14 protein-coding genes are annotated in these 17,837 nt (G+C 35.1%); 6 read left to right on the forward strand and 8 right to left on the reverse strand.

Annotation, left to right across the window (positions count from 1 at the left end):
* The first annotated feature begins 235 nt into the window (after positions 1-235).
* Positions 236-1,162, forward strand: a complete 927-nt coding sequence (locus tag J3U56_RS07870; protein ID WP_267333851.1) for a LysR family transcriptional regulator — start codon at positions 236-238, stop codon at positions 1,160-1,162.
* Positions 1,163-1,213: 51 nt separating this feature from the next.
* On the opposite strand, the gene J3U56_RS07875 is transcribed toward J3U56_RS07870, so the two are convergent.
* The gene (locus tag J3U56_RS07875) at positions 1,214-2,134 is read right to left on the reverse strand and encodes an FAD:protein FMN transferase (RefSeq protein WP_267367273.1); all 921 of its coding nucleotides are present in this window, start codon (positions 2,132-2,134) and stop codon (positions 1,214-1,216) included.
* 318 nt (positions 2,135-2,452) lie between these two features.
* Here J3U56_RS07875 and J3U56_RS07880 point away from each other — a divergent pair, with 318 nt between their 5' ends.
* Positions 2,453-3,538, forward strand: coding sequence for a 3-deoxy-7-phosphoheptulonate synthase (locus tag J3U56_RS07880; RefSeq protein ID WP_267367276.1), 1,086 nt, complete (start codon positions 2,453-2,455; stop codon positions 3,536-3,538).
* A 49-nt stretch (positions 3,539-3,587) separates the two neighbouring features.
* Here J3U56_RS07880 and purL read toward each other — a convergent pair whose 3' ends face one another.
* From purL to J3U56_RS07905, 5 genes are all read right to left on the reverse strand, one after another.
* Entirely contained in the window at positions 3,588-7,490 is a 3,903-nt protein-coding gene (gene purL, locus J3U56_RS07885) for a phosphoribosylformylglycinamidine synthase (protein WP_267367278.1), read from the reverse strand.
* A 442-nt stretch (positions 7,491-7,932) separates the two neighbouring features.
* Complete coding sequence (glnS, locus tag J3U56_RS07890; protein ID WP_065634533.1) at positions 7,933-9,618, reverse strand: glutamine--tRNA ligase; 1,686 nt, start codon at positions 9,616-9,618, stop codon at positions 7,933-7,935.
* A gap of 298 nt (positions 9,619-9,916) precedes the next feature.
* Positions 9,917-11,128 carry an MFS transporter gene (locus J3U56_RS07895; RefSeq protein WP_267348777.1) on the reverse strand — a complete coding sequence of 404 codons (1,212 nt, stop codon included), beginning with the start codon at positions 11,126-11,128 and terminating at the stop codon, positions 9,917-9,919.
* A 122-nt stretch (positions 11,129-11,250) separates the two neighbouring features.
* Complete coding sequence (locus J3U56_RS07900) at positions 11,251-12,594, reverse strand: ATP-binding protein (RefSeq protein ID WP_267367280.1); 1,344 nt, start codon at positions 12,592-12,594, stop codon at positions 11,251-11,253.
* Positions 12,591-13,319 carry a winged helix-turn-helix domain-containing protein gene (locus J3U56_RS07905; RefSeq protein ID WP_267333868.1) on the reverse strand — a complete coding sequence of 243 codons (729 nt, stop codon included), beginning with the start codon at positions 13,317-13,319 and terminating at the stop codon, positions 12,591-12,593. Before J3U56_RS07905 ends, J3U56_RS07900 begins: the two co-directional genes overlap by 4 nt.
* A 156-nt stretch (positions 13,320-13,475) precedes the next feature.
* On the opposite strand from J3U56_RS07905, the gene J3U56_RS07910 reads away from it, so the two are divergent.
* Genes J3U56_RS07910 through J3U56_RS07925 form a run of 4 tightly spaced genes read left to right on the forward strand, consistent with a single transcriptional unit; the run spans position 13,476 to position 15,797 of the window.
* Positions 13,476-14,204: an MtnX-like HAD-IB family phosphatase gene (locus tag J3U56_RS07910; protein ID WP_267367283.1), complete on the forward strand. Its 729-nt coding sequence runs from the start codon at positions 13,476-13,478 to the stop codon at positions 14,202-14,204.
* A 12-nt stretch (positions 14,205-14,216) separates the two neighbouring features.
* Positions 14,217-15,050: an alpha/beta hydrolase gene (locus J3U56_RS07915; protein WP_267367286.1), complete on the forward strand. Its 834-nt coding sequence runs from the start codon at positions 14,217-14,219 to the stop codon at positions 15,048-15,050.
* On the forward strand, positions 15,050-15,406 hold the full coding sequence (locus tag J3U56_RS07920; RefSeq protein WP_267333870.1) for an EamA family transporter: 357 nt from the start codon (positions 15,050-15,052) through the stop codon (positions 15,404-15,406). The genes J3U56_RS07915 and J3U56_RS07920 overlap by 1 nt, the downstream gene beginning before the upstream one ends.
* Position 15,407: 1 nt before the next feature.
* Positions 15,408-15,797 carry a DMT family transporter gene (locus J3U56_RS07925; RefSeq protein ID WP_065634527.1) on the forward strand — a complete coding sequence of 130 codons (390 nt, stop codon included), beginning with the start codon at positions 15,408-15,410 and terminating at the stop codon, positions 15,795-15,797.
* Positions 15,798-15,872: 75 nt separating this feature from the next.
* On the opposite strand, the gene J3U56_RS07930 is transcribed toward J3U56_RS07925, so the two are convergent.
* Both J3U56_RS07930 and J3U56_RS07935 read right to left on the reverse strand, forming a co-directional pair.
* Entirely contained in the window at positions 15,873-16,745 is an 873-nt protein-coding gene (locus tag J3U56_RS07930; RefSeq protein ID WP_267333871.1) for an arginase family protein, read from the reverse strand.
* On the reverse strand, positions 16,742-17,791 hold the full coding sequence (locus tag J3U56_RS07935) for a GNAT family N-acetyltransferase (protein WP_267333872.1): 1,050 nt from the start codon (positions 17,789-17,791) through the stop codon (positions 16,742-16,744). The genes J3U56_RS07930 and J3U56_RS07935 overlap by 4 nt, the downstream gene beginning before the upstream one ends.
* Positions 17,792-17,837: the final 46 nt, after the last annotated feature.

The raw sequence follows: 17,837 nt of genomic DNA on the forward strand, positions 1-17,837 counted from the left end.
CCTCACTTAGTACCTTGCGGCACAATTTTGTTAATATTTAATTTTCGTAATACAAATTCTTTAGCTAATCACACAAAATGGTAAAATAAATTCTTGTTCTATTAATTATGTTAATTATTGTGCAATATGATTTGTTATCTAGTGTAAAATAGAAAAAAATATTTGTGAAATAGCTGATTAATTATGGGGTTATAACTAATTTGTTATAATCTTAAAAAGGATGAAAACAAGCGGAATGGCTAAAATTAATTCACTAATAATGCTGCAATATATTGATGTTTTAGTTAAGCATGGTAATTATACCAAAGCAGCACAAAACCTTTATATCTCGCAATCTTACCTAACACAAACCATAAAAAAAATTGAAAATGAACTAGGTATTGAAATCATCAATCGACAAACCGTCCCATTACAGTTAACCGAAGCGGGAAAAATTTATTATGAATATCTCACGTCGTTAGTCAACAAACAGGAACAGTTTAGAAAAAAAATCCAAAAATATACTGATACTAACTACACAGCAATTCAAATCGGTGTATTGCCAAGCTTAGGAACCTACTTATTACCTCTAGTTCTACCTGCTTTTATGCAAAAATATCCCAATATTAAAATCGAATTACATGAATATATGCCCAAAAACAGTGAAGAAAAAACCATTAACCAAACTCTCGATTTTTTTATTGGGCAAAATCCTGAAACAATATCCCCAAATTTAATTAGTCATAAATGTGGTAAACATCATTATTATGCACTTATACCAGAAAGTTCTAAACTTTATCGAAAAAAAACAAGTAATATTGAATGTAATCATTCTTTTATAAAAAAATTATTGCAAGAAAAACTTATTCTAACGTCTCACGGTTCAGGTATACGACAACAAATTGAATACCTCATTGCAAAATATAAGATTAAACCCGATATCGTACTTGAAAGCAGTAACATTTTTACTCTTGTCGAATTAGCAAAAAAAGGAATGGGGGTGACGTTTATTCCGGAAAGTGTCAATATCTGCGGAAAAACTGGCGATTTAGCATATAATTTGATCCCCCTACCATTAGAATTCATCTCGTTAAGTTATTTCATTGCATATTCAGCAAATAAAATGCTTAGCGTGGCTGAAAAAGAATTCGTCAACCTTTTCGTCTCTTCTTTTAATCAATAATACAAAGATGAAAACTAAACGAGTGTTAACGCGGTAACATCATATAAATACCTAGATCAATAGACCATTAGAACTAGCATATTCATGATTTTTGGTGATAACTATCCCTTCGATATGGTCAATTTTATTTATTTGCTTAATTACCTGTTGAGCAGAATAACCATATAATTGTGTAGTCCATATTTCGCCATCTATAGCATGCTCAGTCACAATAGTAATACTTTCAATATCGGTTTCAACAGGATAACCTGTTTGACTATCAAAAATATGATGATAGGTTTTACCATTATAGTTAAATGTTCTTTCATAAATACCAGAAGTCACCACTGATTGATTTTGAATCTTCAAAACAGTAATCACATTGCCTCTGGTTAAGAAGGGATTTTGAATGCCTACTCGCCAATATCCATCATCATGAAAAGGACACGCCCCAAATGTTAATACATTTCCACCTAAATCAATATACGCTGCGTGAGCATTTTGTTGTTTAAAAAATTCAATAACTTTATCAGCAAAATAACCTTTGGCTAACGCACCTAAATCGATTGCCATTCCAGAATGCTTTAACAACACAGATGAATTATCTTCATCTAAAAGAATATCATTAGGGTTAATGAGTGTTAAAAGTTGATTGATTTCTGAAACAGAAGGATATCTAGCATCATTAAAGCCAACCCGCCACGCTTGAATAAGTGGTCCTATTGCAATATTTAAAAAACTATTTTTTGCTAAACTCTGAGTTTTGCCTATTTTTATTAATCTAAAAAGATCAGATTGCAGTTTTACGGGTTTAATACCCGCATTAAGATTAACCTGCATTAATTGAGAATCTAAGCGATTAGCACTAAAGCGCTGTTCGTAGTCGATTAACATTTTTTGAGCTTGATTCAATAAGTGTTCAACCTCATCATGTTCTAGCCATATTTGAATCTTCGTGCCCATCAAATTAAGCAAGCGCTTACCTTGGTTCATTTTGCTTTGTTCCTAAAATTAATATCTTAATACCTTACAATGATAAAATAGGAAAATCTAGCCATCACCAAAGACTTGTTAATAATAAATCATTTCAAACATGCAAAGTGTAAATATTTCATTACAATAAAGTGTAAAATAGCTTTTCTGGTATAGAAAAAATCAAAAAAACATCGATTATACCAACATTAAATTATTATCTTTGTAAAATTCACAAAATATCATTTACTATAATGTAATTTTGTGTTTACATATTAACCGTTAATTGTAATATTTTTTTTACAAAAAAGTTTAAATGATTTTAACTAGGAAAATACAATGTTAAAAGACACACTGAATAATGTTCGAATTCGAGATGAACACATGCTCATTACACCTGATGAAATAAAAAAACTTTATCCATTATCAAGTGAGTTAGAAAAACAAATTACTTTATCTAGACAAACAGTCGTTGATATTTTAGAACGCCGCGATCACCGGCTACTTGTTGTTTGTGGCCCTTGCTCAATTCATGATACCGATGCTGCAATTGAGTATGCGCATCGATTAAAAAAACTTTCAGATGAAGTAAAAGATAATCTATTTATTGTGATGCGTGTTTATTTTGAAAAACCAAGAACCACCGTTGGTTGGAAAGGCATGATCAACGATCCACATATGGATAGTTCATTTGATATTGAATATGGTCTAAAAAAAGCACGAAAATTATTACTGGATATCGCGCAAATTGGCTTGCCAATGGCAACAGAAGCTTTAGATCCTAACACTCCACAGTATATCGGTGACTTAATTAGTTGGTCTGCTATCGGTGCAAGAACCACTGAATCACAAACACATCGAGAAATGGCTTCTGGATTATCGATGCCAGTTGGTTTTAAAAATGGAACAGATGGCAGTTTAGATGTTGCAATCAATGCGATGAAATCAGCGTCTATGGCACATCGTTTTGTTGGTATCAATCAACAAGGGCAAGTTACTGTCCTACAGACAATGGGTAATCCACACGGGCATGTTATTTTACGTGGTGGAAAAACGCCAAACTATGATGCTCAAAACGTATCATTATGTGAAATTCAAATGAAAAAAGCCGGTTTAGTACCAAATTTAATGATTGATTGTAGCCACGCTAATTCCAATAAAGATTATCGTAATCAACCAATTGTAGCTAATTCAATTATTGAGCAAATTGAGAACGGTAATAATTCAATTATTGGGGTTATGATTGAAAGTAACTTATTTGAAGGTAATCAATCGTCAGAACAACCAAAAGAAAACTTTAAATATGGTGTATCGATTACTGATGCTTGTATTAATTGGGACAGCACTGATGAGTTATTACGAAAAATGAATAGCTTGTTAGCTGAGCCTTTATTAAAAAGACAACAACAACCAATAACCGCTTAATTGGTTGAAAACACATTATCGCCGACTTTTATCGGCGATAATTTTTATGTTAACCTAATTGCCGACGAGCGTTACGGAATATCCGCATCCATGGGCTATCTTCCCCCCAATTATTAGGGTGCCATGAATTACTTACCGTTCTAAATACCCGCTCTGGATGCGGCATCATAATTGTTGCACGTCCATCTTTAGATGTCACAGCAGTAATACCATTAGGTGAACCATTTGGATTAGCCGGATATTGCTGGGTAACTTGACCAAAGTGGTCAATATAACGCACAGCAACAAGTTTGGCTGCCTCTAAATGAGTTAGATGATTTTCGTCATTAACTTCAACCAGTCCTTCCCCATGTGAAACTGCAATTGGCATATGACAACCCGCCATATCAGTAAAGAATAAAGAAGGGCTTTGCTGAATCTGCACTAAACTAAAGCGCGCTTCAAAGCGTTCTGATAAATTACGCACAAAACGTGGCCATAATTCAGCACCTGGAATCAGATCTTTCAAATTAGACATCATTTGACAACCATTACAGACACCAAGAGATAGCGTATCGTTACGATTAAAAAACTGTTCAAACTCATGACGAACACGTTCATTAAAAAGCACTGATTTAGCCCAGCCTTCACCGGCCCCTAACACATCACCATATGAGAAGCCACCACAAGCAACAACGGCTTTAAATTGATCTAAACTGGTGTCACCAGCAAGTAAATCGGTCATATGCACATCGATTGCAGCAAAACCAGCCCGATCAAAGGCGGCAGCCATCTCGACATGTGAATTTACACCTTGTTCACGTAAAATAGCGACTTTAGGTTTTATACCTTTGGCTATAAATGGGGCTGCTATATCTTGCTGTGGATCGAATGTTAATAACACATTTAGTCCCGGATCGTTTTCATTTTGTTTTGCCAGATGTTCTTGATCGGCACATAGCGGATTATCACGTAAGCGTTGCATCTGCCAAGTGGTTTCTGCCCACCACGTTCTTAACGTTAAACGTGACTCACTAAAAACGACTGCTGATTGATTTCGAATAATAAACTGCTGCCCAACTTTAGCACTACCAAGCACTTGCACGCAGTGAGATAAATTAAACTGCTTAAAGCACGCCATTACCTGATCTAAGTGACTATTTGCAATTTGAATAACAGCACCTAATTCCTCATTAAACAGCGCGGCAATCACATCATGACCTAGCATCGAAATATCAACATCTATACCACAATGTCCAGCAAAAGCCATCTCAGCTAAGGTAACCACTAAGCCGCCATCTGAACGATCATGATAGGCAAGCAATAAATGTTGATTCACTAGCATTTGCATAGCTTGATAAAAATCAGCCAACGCTTTAGCATCATGAACATCTGCCGTTTTTTGACCTAAATGGCGATAGACTTGAGCAAGGGCTGTCGCACCAAGAGCCTGATGACCTTTTGATAAATCGATAAATAATAATGTATTATCTTGATCTACACAAAGTTGAGGTGTAACAGTTTTGCGAACATCTTCAACCCGAGCAAAGGCCGAAATCACCAATGATAACGGCGAAGTTACCGATCTTTGTTCACCATCTTGCTGCCAAGTGGTTTTCATTGACATGGAATCTTTTCCAACAGGAATAGCAAGTCCCAAAGCCGGGCATAACTCTTCACCAATAGCTTTCACTGCTTGATAAAGTCCGGCATCTTCGCCTGGGTGACCAGCAGCGGCCATCCAGTTAGCCGAAAGTTTAATTCGTTTAATATCACCAATATTCGTTGCTGCAATATTGGTAATCGCTTCACCAACAGCTAACCTTGCTGAAGCGGCAAAGTTGAGTAATGCAACTGGCGCACGTTCACCAATTGACATTGCTTCACCATAATAACTATCTAAACTCGCTGTGGTAACAGCACAATCAGCCACCGGTACTTGCCATGGACCGACCATCTGATCACGTGCCACCATACCCGTGACAGTTCGATCACCAATAGTAATTAAAAATGTTTTTTCAGCAACTGTTGGTAAATGTAACACACGTTTTACCGCATCATATAAATTAATGTCAGAGGTTGAAAAATTATCACCATGAGCTTGATAGGTTTTTACATCGCGTAACATTTTCGGTGTTTTACCTAAAAGAACATCTAAAGGTAGATCAATAGGATTATTGTTAAAGTGATTATCATGCAAAACCAACGCTTTATTTAACGTTGCACTACCAATTACAGCATAAGGCGCACGTTCTCGCTGACACAATTTATCAAAAAGCATCAAACTTTCGGGGCGAATAGCTAGCACATAACGTTCTTGTGATTCATTACACCAAATTTCTAACGGTGACATGCCAGGCTCATCGTTTAAGATATTTCTCAATTCAAATTGACCACCACAACCACCATCATTAACAAGCTCCGGCATGGCATTAGATAACCCACCCGCCCCAACATCATGAATAAATAAAATAGGGTTGTCGTCGCCTAATTGCCAACAGCGATCTATCACTTCCTGACAACGACGCTCCATTTCAGGGTTATCACGTTGTACTGAAGCAAAATCCAGATCAGCATCAGATTGACCGGATGTCATTGAGGATGCGGCTCCGCCACCTAATCCGATATTCATAGCAGGTCCACCTAAAACAATCAATTTAGAACCTACCGGAAATTCACCTTTTTGAATATGATCACGACGAATATTTCCTATTCCTCCCGCAAGCATAATGGGTTTATGGTAACCTCTAACTTCTTCACCATTGTAACTATTTACCTTTTCTTCATAAGTACGAAAATAACCCAATAAAGCAGGACGACCAAATTCGTTATTAAAAGCAGCCCCACCTAAAGGTCCGTCAATCATGATATCAAGCGCACTCACGATACGATCAGGCTTACCAAAATCATATTCCCAAGGTTGAACAAAATCTGGTATACGTAAATTTGATACTGAAAAACCAACTAATCCTGCTTTTGGTTTGGCGCCGCGCCCTGTCGCACCCTCATCTCGAATTTCACCGCCACTACCGGTTGCCGCTCCAGGCCAAGGTGATATTGCTGTTGGGTGATTATGCGTTTCAACTTTCATTAAAATATCTGCATATTCTTGAGAATAGCTATAGGTTTTATTTTCGTTATCAGCAAAAAAACGTCCAACCATAGAGCCATCCATCACCGCTGCATTATCTTTATAAGCCGAGGAGACATAATCAGGTGTGCTTTCAAACGTATTTTTGATCATTTTAAATAGCGATTTAGGCTGCTTTTTGCCATCTATAACCCAATCAGCATTAAAAATTTTATGTCGACAATGTTCAGAATTCGCTTGTGCAAACATATAAAGTTCAATATCGGTCGGATTACGATTTAACTTTTTAAAATTTTCGATTAAATATTCAATTTCATCCGATGCTAATGCTAAACCCAATTTAAGATTGGCTTGCTCTAAAGCTTGTCGCCCCTGCCCTAACAAATCAATGGTAACAACTGGTGCGGGTTGTTCAATTTTAAATAGTTGATCAGCTTGATCAAAACTCGTTAATACCGATTCCATCATCCGATCATGTATTAATGCTGCAAACTCATTTTTTTGGATGTCGGTTAACGCCGAACTCACTTGCACATAATAAGCAATACCTCGCTCAATGCGATGGATGTGCGATAAACCACAATTATGTGCAATATCAGTTGCTTTTGATGACCATGGCGAAATCGTACCGGCTCGAGGTGTAACTAAAAAGAGTAATTTACTGTCTTTATTTTGAATATCGATTTGGGCATTTTTAGAACCATATTGCAACAAACTTTCGAGCGTAGATTGTTGATCCGCTGTTAAATCACCAAACAAGTCAATAAAGTGAATGTATTGCGCTTCTAAGTTAATAACAGGAATCGATGTTTCACGGCAAGTTGATAAGATTTTACTAATACGAAATGCAGATAGAGCAGAACAACCAGCTAAGATTTTCATGTAAGTTACTCTTTTTAAGCCAAAAATAAGTAAAAATAGAGCAATATTATAAAAGAAAGTAACCCAAGTGGCTATCTTAAAAATTTAATAAATTAAGCAACAATATTGATAAAATTGTTACTAACACACTATAACTAATCGACTTATCAATATTTATTTTAGAATTTCCTTATAATAACTTAATAATTTTGCATACTCATCATTTGTACTTTATTCAATTGTTGTTTAGTCTTTTATATCGAGTTTTACACTAAATAAGTTGTCAATTTATATCTTTACTGATGTATTGTAATCAAAGCCAAGAAACGTATGATCTCTATCTAAGTCAAACAAACTAATTAATAGTAAAAAGTTGCATAGTTATGTATTAAAATAGGTCTTAACACGATTTGCTTAAAATTTGCTTAGTGAATAAAACGCCGACTGAAGTCGGCGATAATCATTACTTAGCTTGAGTTTCGTTCCAGCTATCTCTTAATCCAACCGTTCGGTTGAATACTAAATTGTCATCAGTTGCATATTTACTATCTAAACAGAAGTAGCCTTCACGTTCAAATTGGTAAGCTTTGCCAACTTCAGCATGTTGCAGGCTTGGTTCAACAAACCCTTTTTTGATAATCAATGATTCTGGATTAATAGTTGATAAAAAGTCTTCAGCCGCCCCAGGATTTGGAGTATTAAATAAACGATCATAAAGACGAATTTCGGCTGGTTTTGCAAATTTAGCCGATACCCAATGAATCACACCTTTAATTTTACGTCCATCTTCTGGGTTTTTATTAAGGGTGGTTGGATCATAACTACAATAGATAGTTTGTATATTACCTTCTGCATCTTTTTCAACGCGATCAGCACGAATAACATAAGCATTACGTAAACGGACTTCTTTTCCTAATACTAAGCGCTTATAATTTTTGTTCGCCTCTTCTTTAAAATCAGCGCGATCAATATAAATTTCGCGGGTAAATGGTGCTTCACGATTGCCCATCTCCGGACGATTTGGATGATTTGGCATGCTGAGCACTTCATCTAAGGTTTCTGAAAAGTTTTCAATCACAACTTTCACTGGGTCAAGCACAGCCATTGCTCGTGGTGCGTTTTCGTTAAGATCTTCACGAATACAAAATTCTAGCGTGCTCATTTCAACGGTATTTTCTTGTTTGGTTACACCAATGCGGTTACAAAATTCACGAATGGAAGCAGGTGTATAACCACGGCGACGTAAACCTGAAATAGTTGGCATACGTGGATCATTCCAACCATCAACAATTTGTTCTGACACGAGTAAATTTAATTTACGTTTTGAGGTGATAGCATACTCTAAATTTAATCGAGAAAACTCATATTGATGTGGGCGAGCGTCAATTGTGATGTTATCTAATACCCAGTCATATAAACGGCGATTGTCTTGAAATTCAAGTGTGCATAATGAGTGAGTAATATTTTCAATTGCATCAGAAATACAATGAGTAAAATCGTACATTGGGTAAATACACCATTTATTGCCGGTTTGATGATGTTCGGCAAATTTAATACGATATAACACTGGATCTCGCATAACAATGAAAGGGGAAGCCATATCAATTTTTGCTCTTAAACACGCTTTTCCTTCAGCAAATTTTCCTTCTTTCATTTGTTGGAATAGCGTTAAATTTTCATCGATACTACGATCACGATAAGGACTATTTTTGCCGGGCTCTTTTAATGTGCCACGATATTCACGAATTTCATCTGCTGAAAGTTCATCAACATAAGCAAGACCTTTATTAATTAACTCAATTGCATATTCATATAATCGGTCGAAATAATCAGATGAGTAACAGATTTCACCATCCCACTCAAAACCTAACCAATGAACATCTTCTTTAATCGATTCAACGTATTCAACATCCTCTTTGACTGGATTAGTATCATCAAATCGTAAATTACATTTACCCTGATAATCTTGAGCAATACCAAAATTTAAACAAATTGATTTAGCATGACCAATATGCAAATACCCATTTGGTTCAGGTGGAAAACGCGTATGCGTGGTTTTATATTTACCTGCTGCTAAATCTGCATCAATAATTTGACGAATAAAGTTAGTTGGACGATTTTCTGTCTCTGTCGGTAAGGAACCGCTCATAAAAAAACCTCTGATTAAATATTTCAATGACGAATTTAGAAATTTGTTTTGTCACTTTTTATCATTTTGGCCAAAGAATATAACAAATTTTTTGTTTTTCTGAAATGGAAAAACGTGTATTTACTGTGACAAAATAATGTTTTTTATAAAATCGATGGTTTTCCTAAAAATTGCATGTGACGACAACCTAAAAAGTGACATTACTCAAATATAATTAAAACAACTATTAAAATTGGGTATTATTTATATTTGAGTAAACTAGTGAGTTTAAAATTTTAGTTTTAGTAATAAGATAATGTTAATTTTTATTTTTCTTTTCATTGACAAAAAGCATAGCGGTTATACCCACTAAAGTTAACGCTGCGGCTAAATAAAAACCACTATTTAAACTACCTGTTTTATCCGCTATCAATCCAGTAAAATAAGGAGCACAAATTGATGCGCTCATACCAAAAAAGTTGTATAACCCAAAAGCCGTACTAAGCGAAGCTTTAGGCGCATTATCGGCAACTAAAGCGATTAATACTGGATTCAAGCTTATTTTACCAATAAAACCATATAATATAAGTACTGCAATTAATACAGCATATGATTCACTATACACAATCGAAAAAATAGCAATTAATGATAATGGCATCATGCATAACACTACCGGTTTACGTCGACCAAGTTTATCCGATATATAGCTACACAACAAAGTACCAATAATTGAGATCCAAGGTACAATTGATGCAATTTGTGAAGCTTGTAATTTATCCATTCCTCTTTCTGCTTCAAGATAGTTTGGTAACCAGGTGATAATGACAAAAAAACCATATATTGAACAAAAGATTGTAATATAAGCTAAAACCAAATTGCGGTTCTTGAACAATTCCGAAAATTTTATAGACTGTGAAACCTGTGTTGCTGTCGGTTTGGCCACTTTTTCTTTAATACACACAGCCATCAGTAAAGTAACGATTATTATTGGAATAGCAACAACCACAAACGGTAGTTGCCAAGAACTATGGAATACTGAAATCATCACACTTGATAGATAATATCCCATGGCAATACCAAATGACATTCCACTGCCAATAATAGCACTGCCTAACGTTATCCATTTTTTAGGAATAGCTTCTGATGATAACGCATATTGTGGTCCATAATAACAGCCTTGTGCCGCACCAGCTAATATCCAAAGAATCAAAAAGATTATGAAAGAAGGAGCAAAATATATTGATGCAATAAAAATGGCATATAATATGAATCCTGTCACAAGCACACGCTTGCGACCTATTTTATCGCCAAATATACCTGAAGGTATTTGAAATACGGTATAAGCAAGAAAAAACAGGCTCATTATACCGCCAGTTTCAGCCTTATTTAAGCCAAACTGAGTTTGTAATTCACCAATAAGCGGACTTAAAACTGATCGCCCAGCATAAATAACAATCCAGCCCAAAAAGAAAATGATAACTAATTTGATCCAATAAGCATTTGGAGTGGCGTTTTTTGAATCGCTTGCCATGTTACTCACCTTACCGTTGCATAAAGTAAGTATCATCTTATGATAACGTCAAAAAAATAAATTACTCACATATCACAATTATGATTATTTTTAATAAAAAAACATTGATTATAAAAAAATAATTAACAATCATTCGATTTTAATGAAACAACAAATCGTGCGCCACCCAATGGACTTGTCACCACAAATGCTTTGCCATCGTGAAATTCAGCCATTAGTTTTACATAAGCTAAACCAAGACCATAGCCGCCCGTTGAACGAGTTCGACTAGTATCTAACCGCGCAAAAGGCATAAAAATTTTTTCTCGAGCATCAAATGGAATACCTGGACCATCATCATCGATTTCAAACACAACGCCATTTTCTTGTTTGGTGATATTTAATACCGCTTTATGTGCTGCATATTTAAAAGCATTTAGCAGTAAATTTTTAACAATGGTTTCGGCTAAATTGATATCTATCACGGCTTGAGCATCTTGACTATTACACACTAACTCAAAGTCTTTGGGTTTGAATAATGCGAGTGATTGGCAAACTTTTTCGCTCCACTGTTTGAGTGATACTGTTGTTAAATTTAGCTCAATATTACTCTGCTGCATTTTAAAGTAACTTAAACTAGCATTAATTAACGTTTCAAGTTCGTTAATGTCATCATTCATACCTTTTTGTAGCAATAACCGTTCTTGTTCGTCGGTTGACTCTTCAAGCATGCTAAGTTCAAATCGCATTCGTGCCAGTGGGGTTCGAAGTTCATGCGCCATGGCATGTGAAATAGTTTGATTGGTCCCAACTAAATGTTCAATATGTGTCCCCATGTTATTAAGGACATTAGCCAATGGCTGAAATAACCAACCTTTGACATTTTCCGTTCGCGCCTTAAGATTACCCTGTCCTAACTGCTCAGCTGTCTGCCTAATATTAACTAAATCTTTCCAGACCGCACTGAAAGCAAAATAGATCAAAATAAAAAAGATAATAGCGCTAAATAATGCCCATATAATTAAAAAAACACTAAGTGACATAGTGTTAGATTTTAAAATATCGCGCATAACCATGGGCCCGAGTTGTAGCAACTTGCCATCGTTTAAATCGATATAGACAACCTCTTCATCACCATCGTATGAAAAACCTAATTTTTTTAACTCGTTGTGTACAGTTTCAGGCAGTGGTGTATTAGCGGGTAAAATGGTTATTGGATAACCAAAATAGGGTTGTAATTCATTGACCACTTCTTGAAGAGGACGATGTTTATTTTCATTAATGCGCATGCGTATCAGGTTGACTGTGCCTCGTTGTGACTCACGAAACACAATATGATCATCTGGCATATCGGTTAATGATGAAGGTAAAGAATCAAATACGAGTAATGCACCATAAGCAATGATACATTGCAATGAAAGCAAAATGACCAGATAAAATACGATGCGGCGATTAAAAAAAAGGGGTTTTGCTAATAATTGGCTCAATGATTATCCCCTTCTCGCATAAATAAATAACCTTTGCCTCTTACTGTTTTAATGCGTGATGGATTATCGGGATCATCAAGTAATTTTCGACGTAGTCGAGAAATCCGAGCGTCAATTGAACGATCACTACCATCAAAATCAATTCCTCGAACTTGAGAAAAAATATCATCACGAGTCAATATATTACCGGCGTTAACAGCGAGTAACCAAAGCAAATCAAATTCAGCGGTGGTTAAATCAATTTCTTGATCTTGTAATAGCACCTTACGATTTTCACCATCAATAGTAAGATTATCAAAAACTAATGTTTTGTTATTGAGCGGAGCGGCTGTTTCTTTACTGCTATCTTTGTCTAATTCAATTTGTTTTCGCCGAAGTAGCGCTCGAATACGTGCAAGTAATAATCTTGGTTCAACAGGTTTAGCCAAATAGTCATCGGCACCCAGTTCTAAACCGACAATTTCATCAATATTATCTTCACTTGCTGTCATAATAAGAATGTAATTATTGAACCAAGTACGTATATCACGGCAGATATCAAAGCCAGATTTTTCCGGTAACATGACATCTAAAATGACTAAATCGGGATTAAATTGTTGAATTTTTTCTTCTGCACCATTACCACTATTATGCCATTGAACAAGATAACCTTGTCGAATCAAATAAACTTGTATTAAATTAGCAAGTCGCTGGTCATCTTCAATAATTAGTATACGTTCACTCATTCTTATTCTCAGTATGGTAACAGTAAGTAGTAAGGCCTTATTATACAGGCAATTTTATTCTCGTTACAAAATATATACAAAGAGCCTACAAAGTTTGAAATCACTCTATGAGAAAATTTGCGACAATATCGATAAATAGGCTATTTAATTTCAAAAATGAATAATTTTTCATCAATTACAAGTCATCTATTTCATCCATCTTATTCACAACATCATACGCCAATCGTGTTGTGTGATTTTGATGGTACCATTAGTGTTAAAGATGTAACAGATACTTTACTGAATCATTTCGGTAAAGATGGATGTGACGAGCTTGAAGAGTTATGGGTGAATGGTAAAATTGGTTCTCAAGAGTGCATGAGTAAGCAAATTGCTTTGATGGATGCCAGTTTAGCAGAACTTAATGAAGTTTTATCACAAATTGAAATTGACCCAACCTTTAAGGCATTCATTGATTACACTGATCAAAACAACATACCGGTTCACGTTGTCAGCGACGGATTAGATTACGCAATTGAATTTGTGTTAAAACGTCATGGCATAGAAAATTTACCTATTTTTGCTAATAGATTATTACACGATAATGAACGTAGCTGGCGTCTTGAATTTCCTTATGCTAATCAAAATTGCATTAAACAAAGTGGAAATTGTAAATGTAATCACGTTAAAAAACAGCAATATTTTCCACAAATTCTTTATGTTGGTGATGGAACGTCTGATTATTGTGTTTCTCATAATGTGGATTTTGTTTTTGCCAAAGATAAATTGATTCATTATTGCAAAAAAAATAATATTGAACATAGTGCTATTAAATATTTTTCTGATGTTACTCAAGCATTAAAACAGTCACAGCAAGCACTTATTCCAACTGTGATGGTAAAATAATAGGAAATAATAATGAGTACAATTCAAGATTTATCTTACTTTTTACCAGGTAATAAAAATGGGGTGCTTTTAATTCATGGATTAACAGGTACACCAAATGAGATGAGAATTTTAGCAAATGGCCTACATAAAGCTGGATTCACCGTTTATGCAATACAATTAGCTGGCCATTGTGGGACTGAAGCCGATCTTTGTAAAACCACATGGCAAGATTGGTATAAAAGCGTACAAGATGGCGCAGATTATCTAGCCAACCATGTAGATAATATTTTTGTGGCGGGATTATCTATGGGCGCCCTGCTAGCGTTAAAATTAGCAGCTGACAGACCTGAACAAATTAAGGGAGTGGGTGTGCTTGCGCCCACTTTTTATTATGATGGTTGGAGTATGCCTTTTTGGGCAAAAAAATTCTTTTTCTTACTCGTCTATTTTAAAAAATTAGGTATTTTTCAAAAAGTTTCTTTTATTGAAAAGCCGCCTTACGGGCTTAAAGATGAACGAATTCGTGCTGTCGTTTCAGAAAGTATGCTTAGTGGCGATGCAGCGTCTGCCGGCCTTGCTGGTAACCCTTTTCCGGCGCTGGCAGAAATGCAACTATTAGCAAAAAATGTGCGACAAATTTTGCCGAATGTTACCTCACCTTGTTTAATTATGCATTCGGGTAATGATGATATCGCAAATATTGAAACCAATGCCAAATTAGTTGAAAAGCATGTATCGGGACCTAAAAAATTAATCGTATTAAATGAGAGTTATCATTTAATCACCATTGATTCTCAACGCCGCGAAGTGATTAAAGAATGTGTTTCTTTTTTTAAAGGTATAGTAGAAGGAACAAACACTTAATGTCACCATTAGTCATCATACTTTGGGTTAGCAATATCTGTTTTGATACTTTAGGGCAAATAGCCTTTAAATTCGCTGCAACTTCAACAAATAATCGTGACGGTTGGTACTATTGGATCGATTTATCAAAAAATCATTGGATTTGGATTGGTATTATATCCTATATTGCTGAATTCCTACTTTGGTTAGCATTTTTAACATTAGTTCCACTGTCACAGGGTGTTTTACTTGCCTCATTTAATATTATTACCATCATGTTGGTTGGTCGTATTGTTTTTAAGGAACTTCTCACCTTTCATCGTATAGTTGGTATGCTTTTAATCACAGCTGGCGTTATTTTTGTGGGATTGTCTTAATATGGCACGATTTTATTTAATTGGCTTCACAGTATTACTCATCTTTGATACGATTGCACAATGCAGTTTTAAATTAGCAGCAATTCACGCTGAACCTTTAGCGATGAGTATTGATTGGCTGGTTCGCGTATTTACTAATCCATGGATCTATATATCAATTGCTGGTTATATTTTCACATTTTTTACCTGGATGACCTTACTAAAAAAAGCACCAGTTGGACCTGCTTTTGCCGCTTCTCATTTTGAAGTGGTGACAGTTATGATCGCATCAATTTGGTTATTTAACGAGCCAATAACCTTATTTAAATTGATTGGAACAATATTAATTGTGTCAGGAATTGTGTTTTTAGCGATAGCTGAAAACAAATTAACTCAACAAAACAATCATTAAATTAAACCTAAATTATTCAACAAAGTGTAGGTGGTTTTCTATTAAAACAACTACACTTTCTATTCGATTTTTCAGTTATATAACTAATGCTTTTAACAAGGTCAAATTAAGCTGATGTTGTTCGCTTTGCCAAGTTTGTAACTTATCAGCCGGTATGATGGGTTGTTTATCTAATGAACTTAAAAAGCGCTTAAACCAGTTCGATGGTTGCCATATTGACAATTCGCCGGTGATATCACTACCAATAACACGCTGTTTAATCGATGAAATAACATCCAATAGGTGGTAAGTCTGTAACTGACCTTGATCCCAATTGGTATGAATAACCTCTTCACTTAATACATCTTTATCAATCGATAAATAAACGGGTTCTGCATTGTGATACTGTTCAGATAAAAAACTCGCAATAAGATCATCTGGAGTAGAAAAATGCCGAAATGCATGACCTAAACCTATTTTTTTTGCCCATGACACATTAACACCTAGGCTCCAATAAGTGAGTTTTTTATGAAAAAGTGGTTTCCATCTATTTTCCCAAAAATGGCTAATGCCAATATCATGTGAGGTAATACCCAATACGTGTACCTGTTTCACAAACGGTAAGCTTGCGACATAACTGACCCATGAACCACAATGAATACCAAATAAGTAACGCATATTATCGGGATGATTATCAAAAATTATTACTTCAATGGGATTTTCTGCTGAGTAATATTTCGCTAAACGCGCAATCAATAATAGTGAGATATGATGATAATCCCCGCTTCCCATCAAAACTGTACCATAATGCTCAGGTAAAAATTGTTGAAGTTTTGCGCTAAATTGTTGAAATTTAGTTCGAGAGCATCCAAAACGCAGAGTCTCTTGCCAAGCGGTTAAATCTATTTTTTTAGCATCACTAATTTCACCGACACTTTGATCAAAGTCGAGAATTATAGGGCATTTCATGCTACTTTCTCCTTGTCACTTTCAAAGTGACCAATCAATTTACGTATTACCACTCTTAATAAAGGATTGCGGATATAAACTAAATGCTTTGTTAACGTAAATTTGGCACCAAGTGATGCTTTAACTTCGGGATCGGTCCAACCGGCAATATAGTGACTAAAGCCGTTTTCAACTGCATATTCAAGATTAACAAACCAACTGACAAAATAGAGATTGAGATTTTGAGCTTGGGGGTAAACCATACCAATATATTTATCAATTAACATGTTATTGACCACGTAGCAGATATTGTAACCAATAAGTTCATTGTCATGATAATAAGTAAAAATACGTGTTTGAGCAGATTTGTTCTGTAATAATTGCACGAAAAATGGTTTAGTTAACAAATCAAAATGGACGTCGCTTTGCTGATAAACATTAAGATAAAGTTGATAATATTTATCTAAAACAGCATCATTAAAAAAACAGTCATCGCCACTATTTAAAACATTAATCTCTAGCTTTTGGCGAGATTTTAATTTCCGCCTAAAATTTTTTCGACGACTATATGAAAAACGTGAAAAAACTTCATCTAAGCTATCAAAATCTATAGGTAACCAAGCTAATGCTTGCCCTTCAACTTCAATAAAACCTTGATTTTTTAACGCCGATATAAATTCGGCAGAATATTGATTATCTTTATCACTCAATAAGGGGGAAGATAAAGGTAAATCTTTAACAATAACAAAAGGATATTCTTTGCTATAACTTGCTTTCAGGTTACCCGCTAATTTTTTTGCATCAACTTTATCATTGAGCATGCCATATTCAGAGACAGTTGTCCCAACAAAACATGTTTTAGGTTGTAACCAGTGCCGCCATTTTTTGGATAGTGGTAATTTTTCAATTTTATTTTTGAAATTATCATCAGCTGTTGTCAATAAATCGAACTTTGCTGAAAAAACAGGCACACCACCATCACTTAGCCAAGCAGCAAAATTATGTGGAGGATGATTTAAAAAATTGTCTATTAATTCATTAGGCTCTAACTGATTAATATATTTCATAACGATATAAATGTTAACTGTTTGAATTGAATAAGAGATCCCGCTA

The sequence above is a fragment of the Gilliamella sp. B2824 genome (genome assembly GCF_026536245.1).
Classification (GTDB): Bacteria; Pseudomonadota; Gammaproteobacteria; order Enterobacterales; family Orbaceae; genus Gilliamella.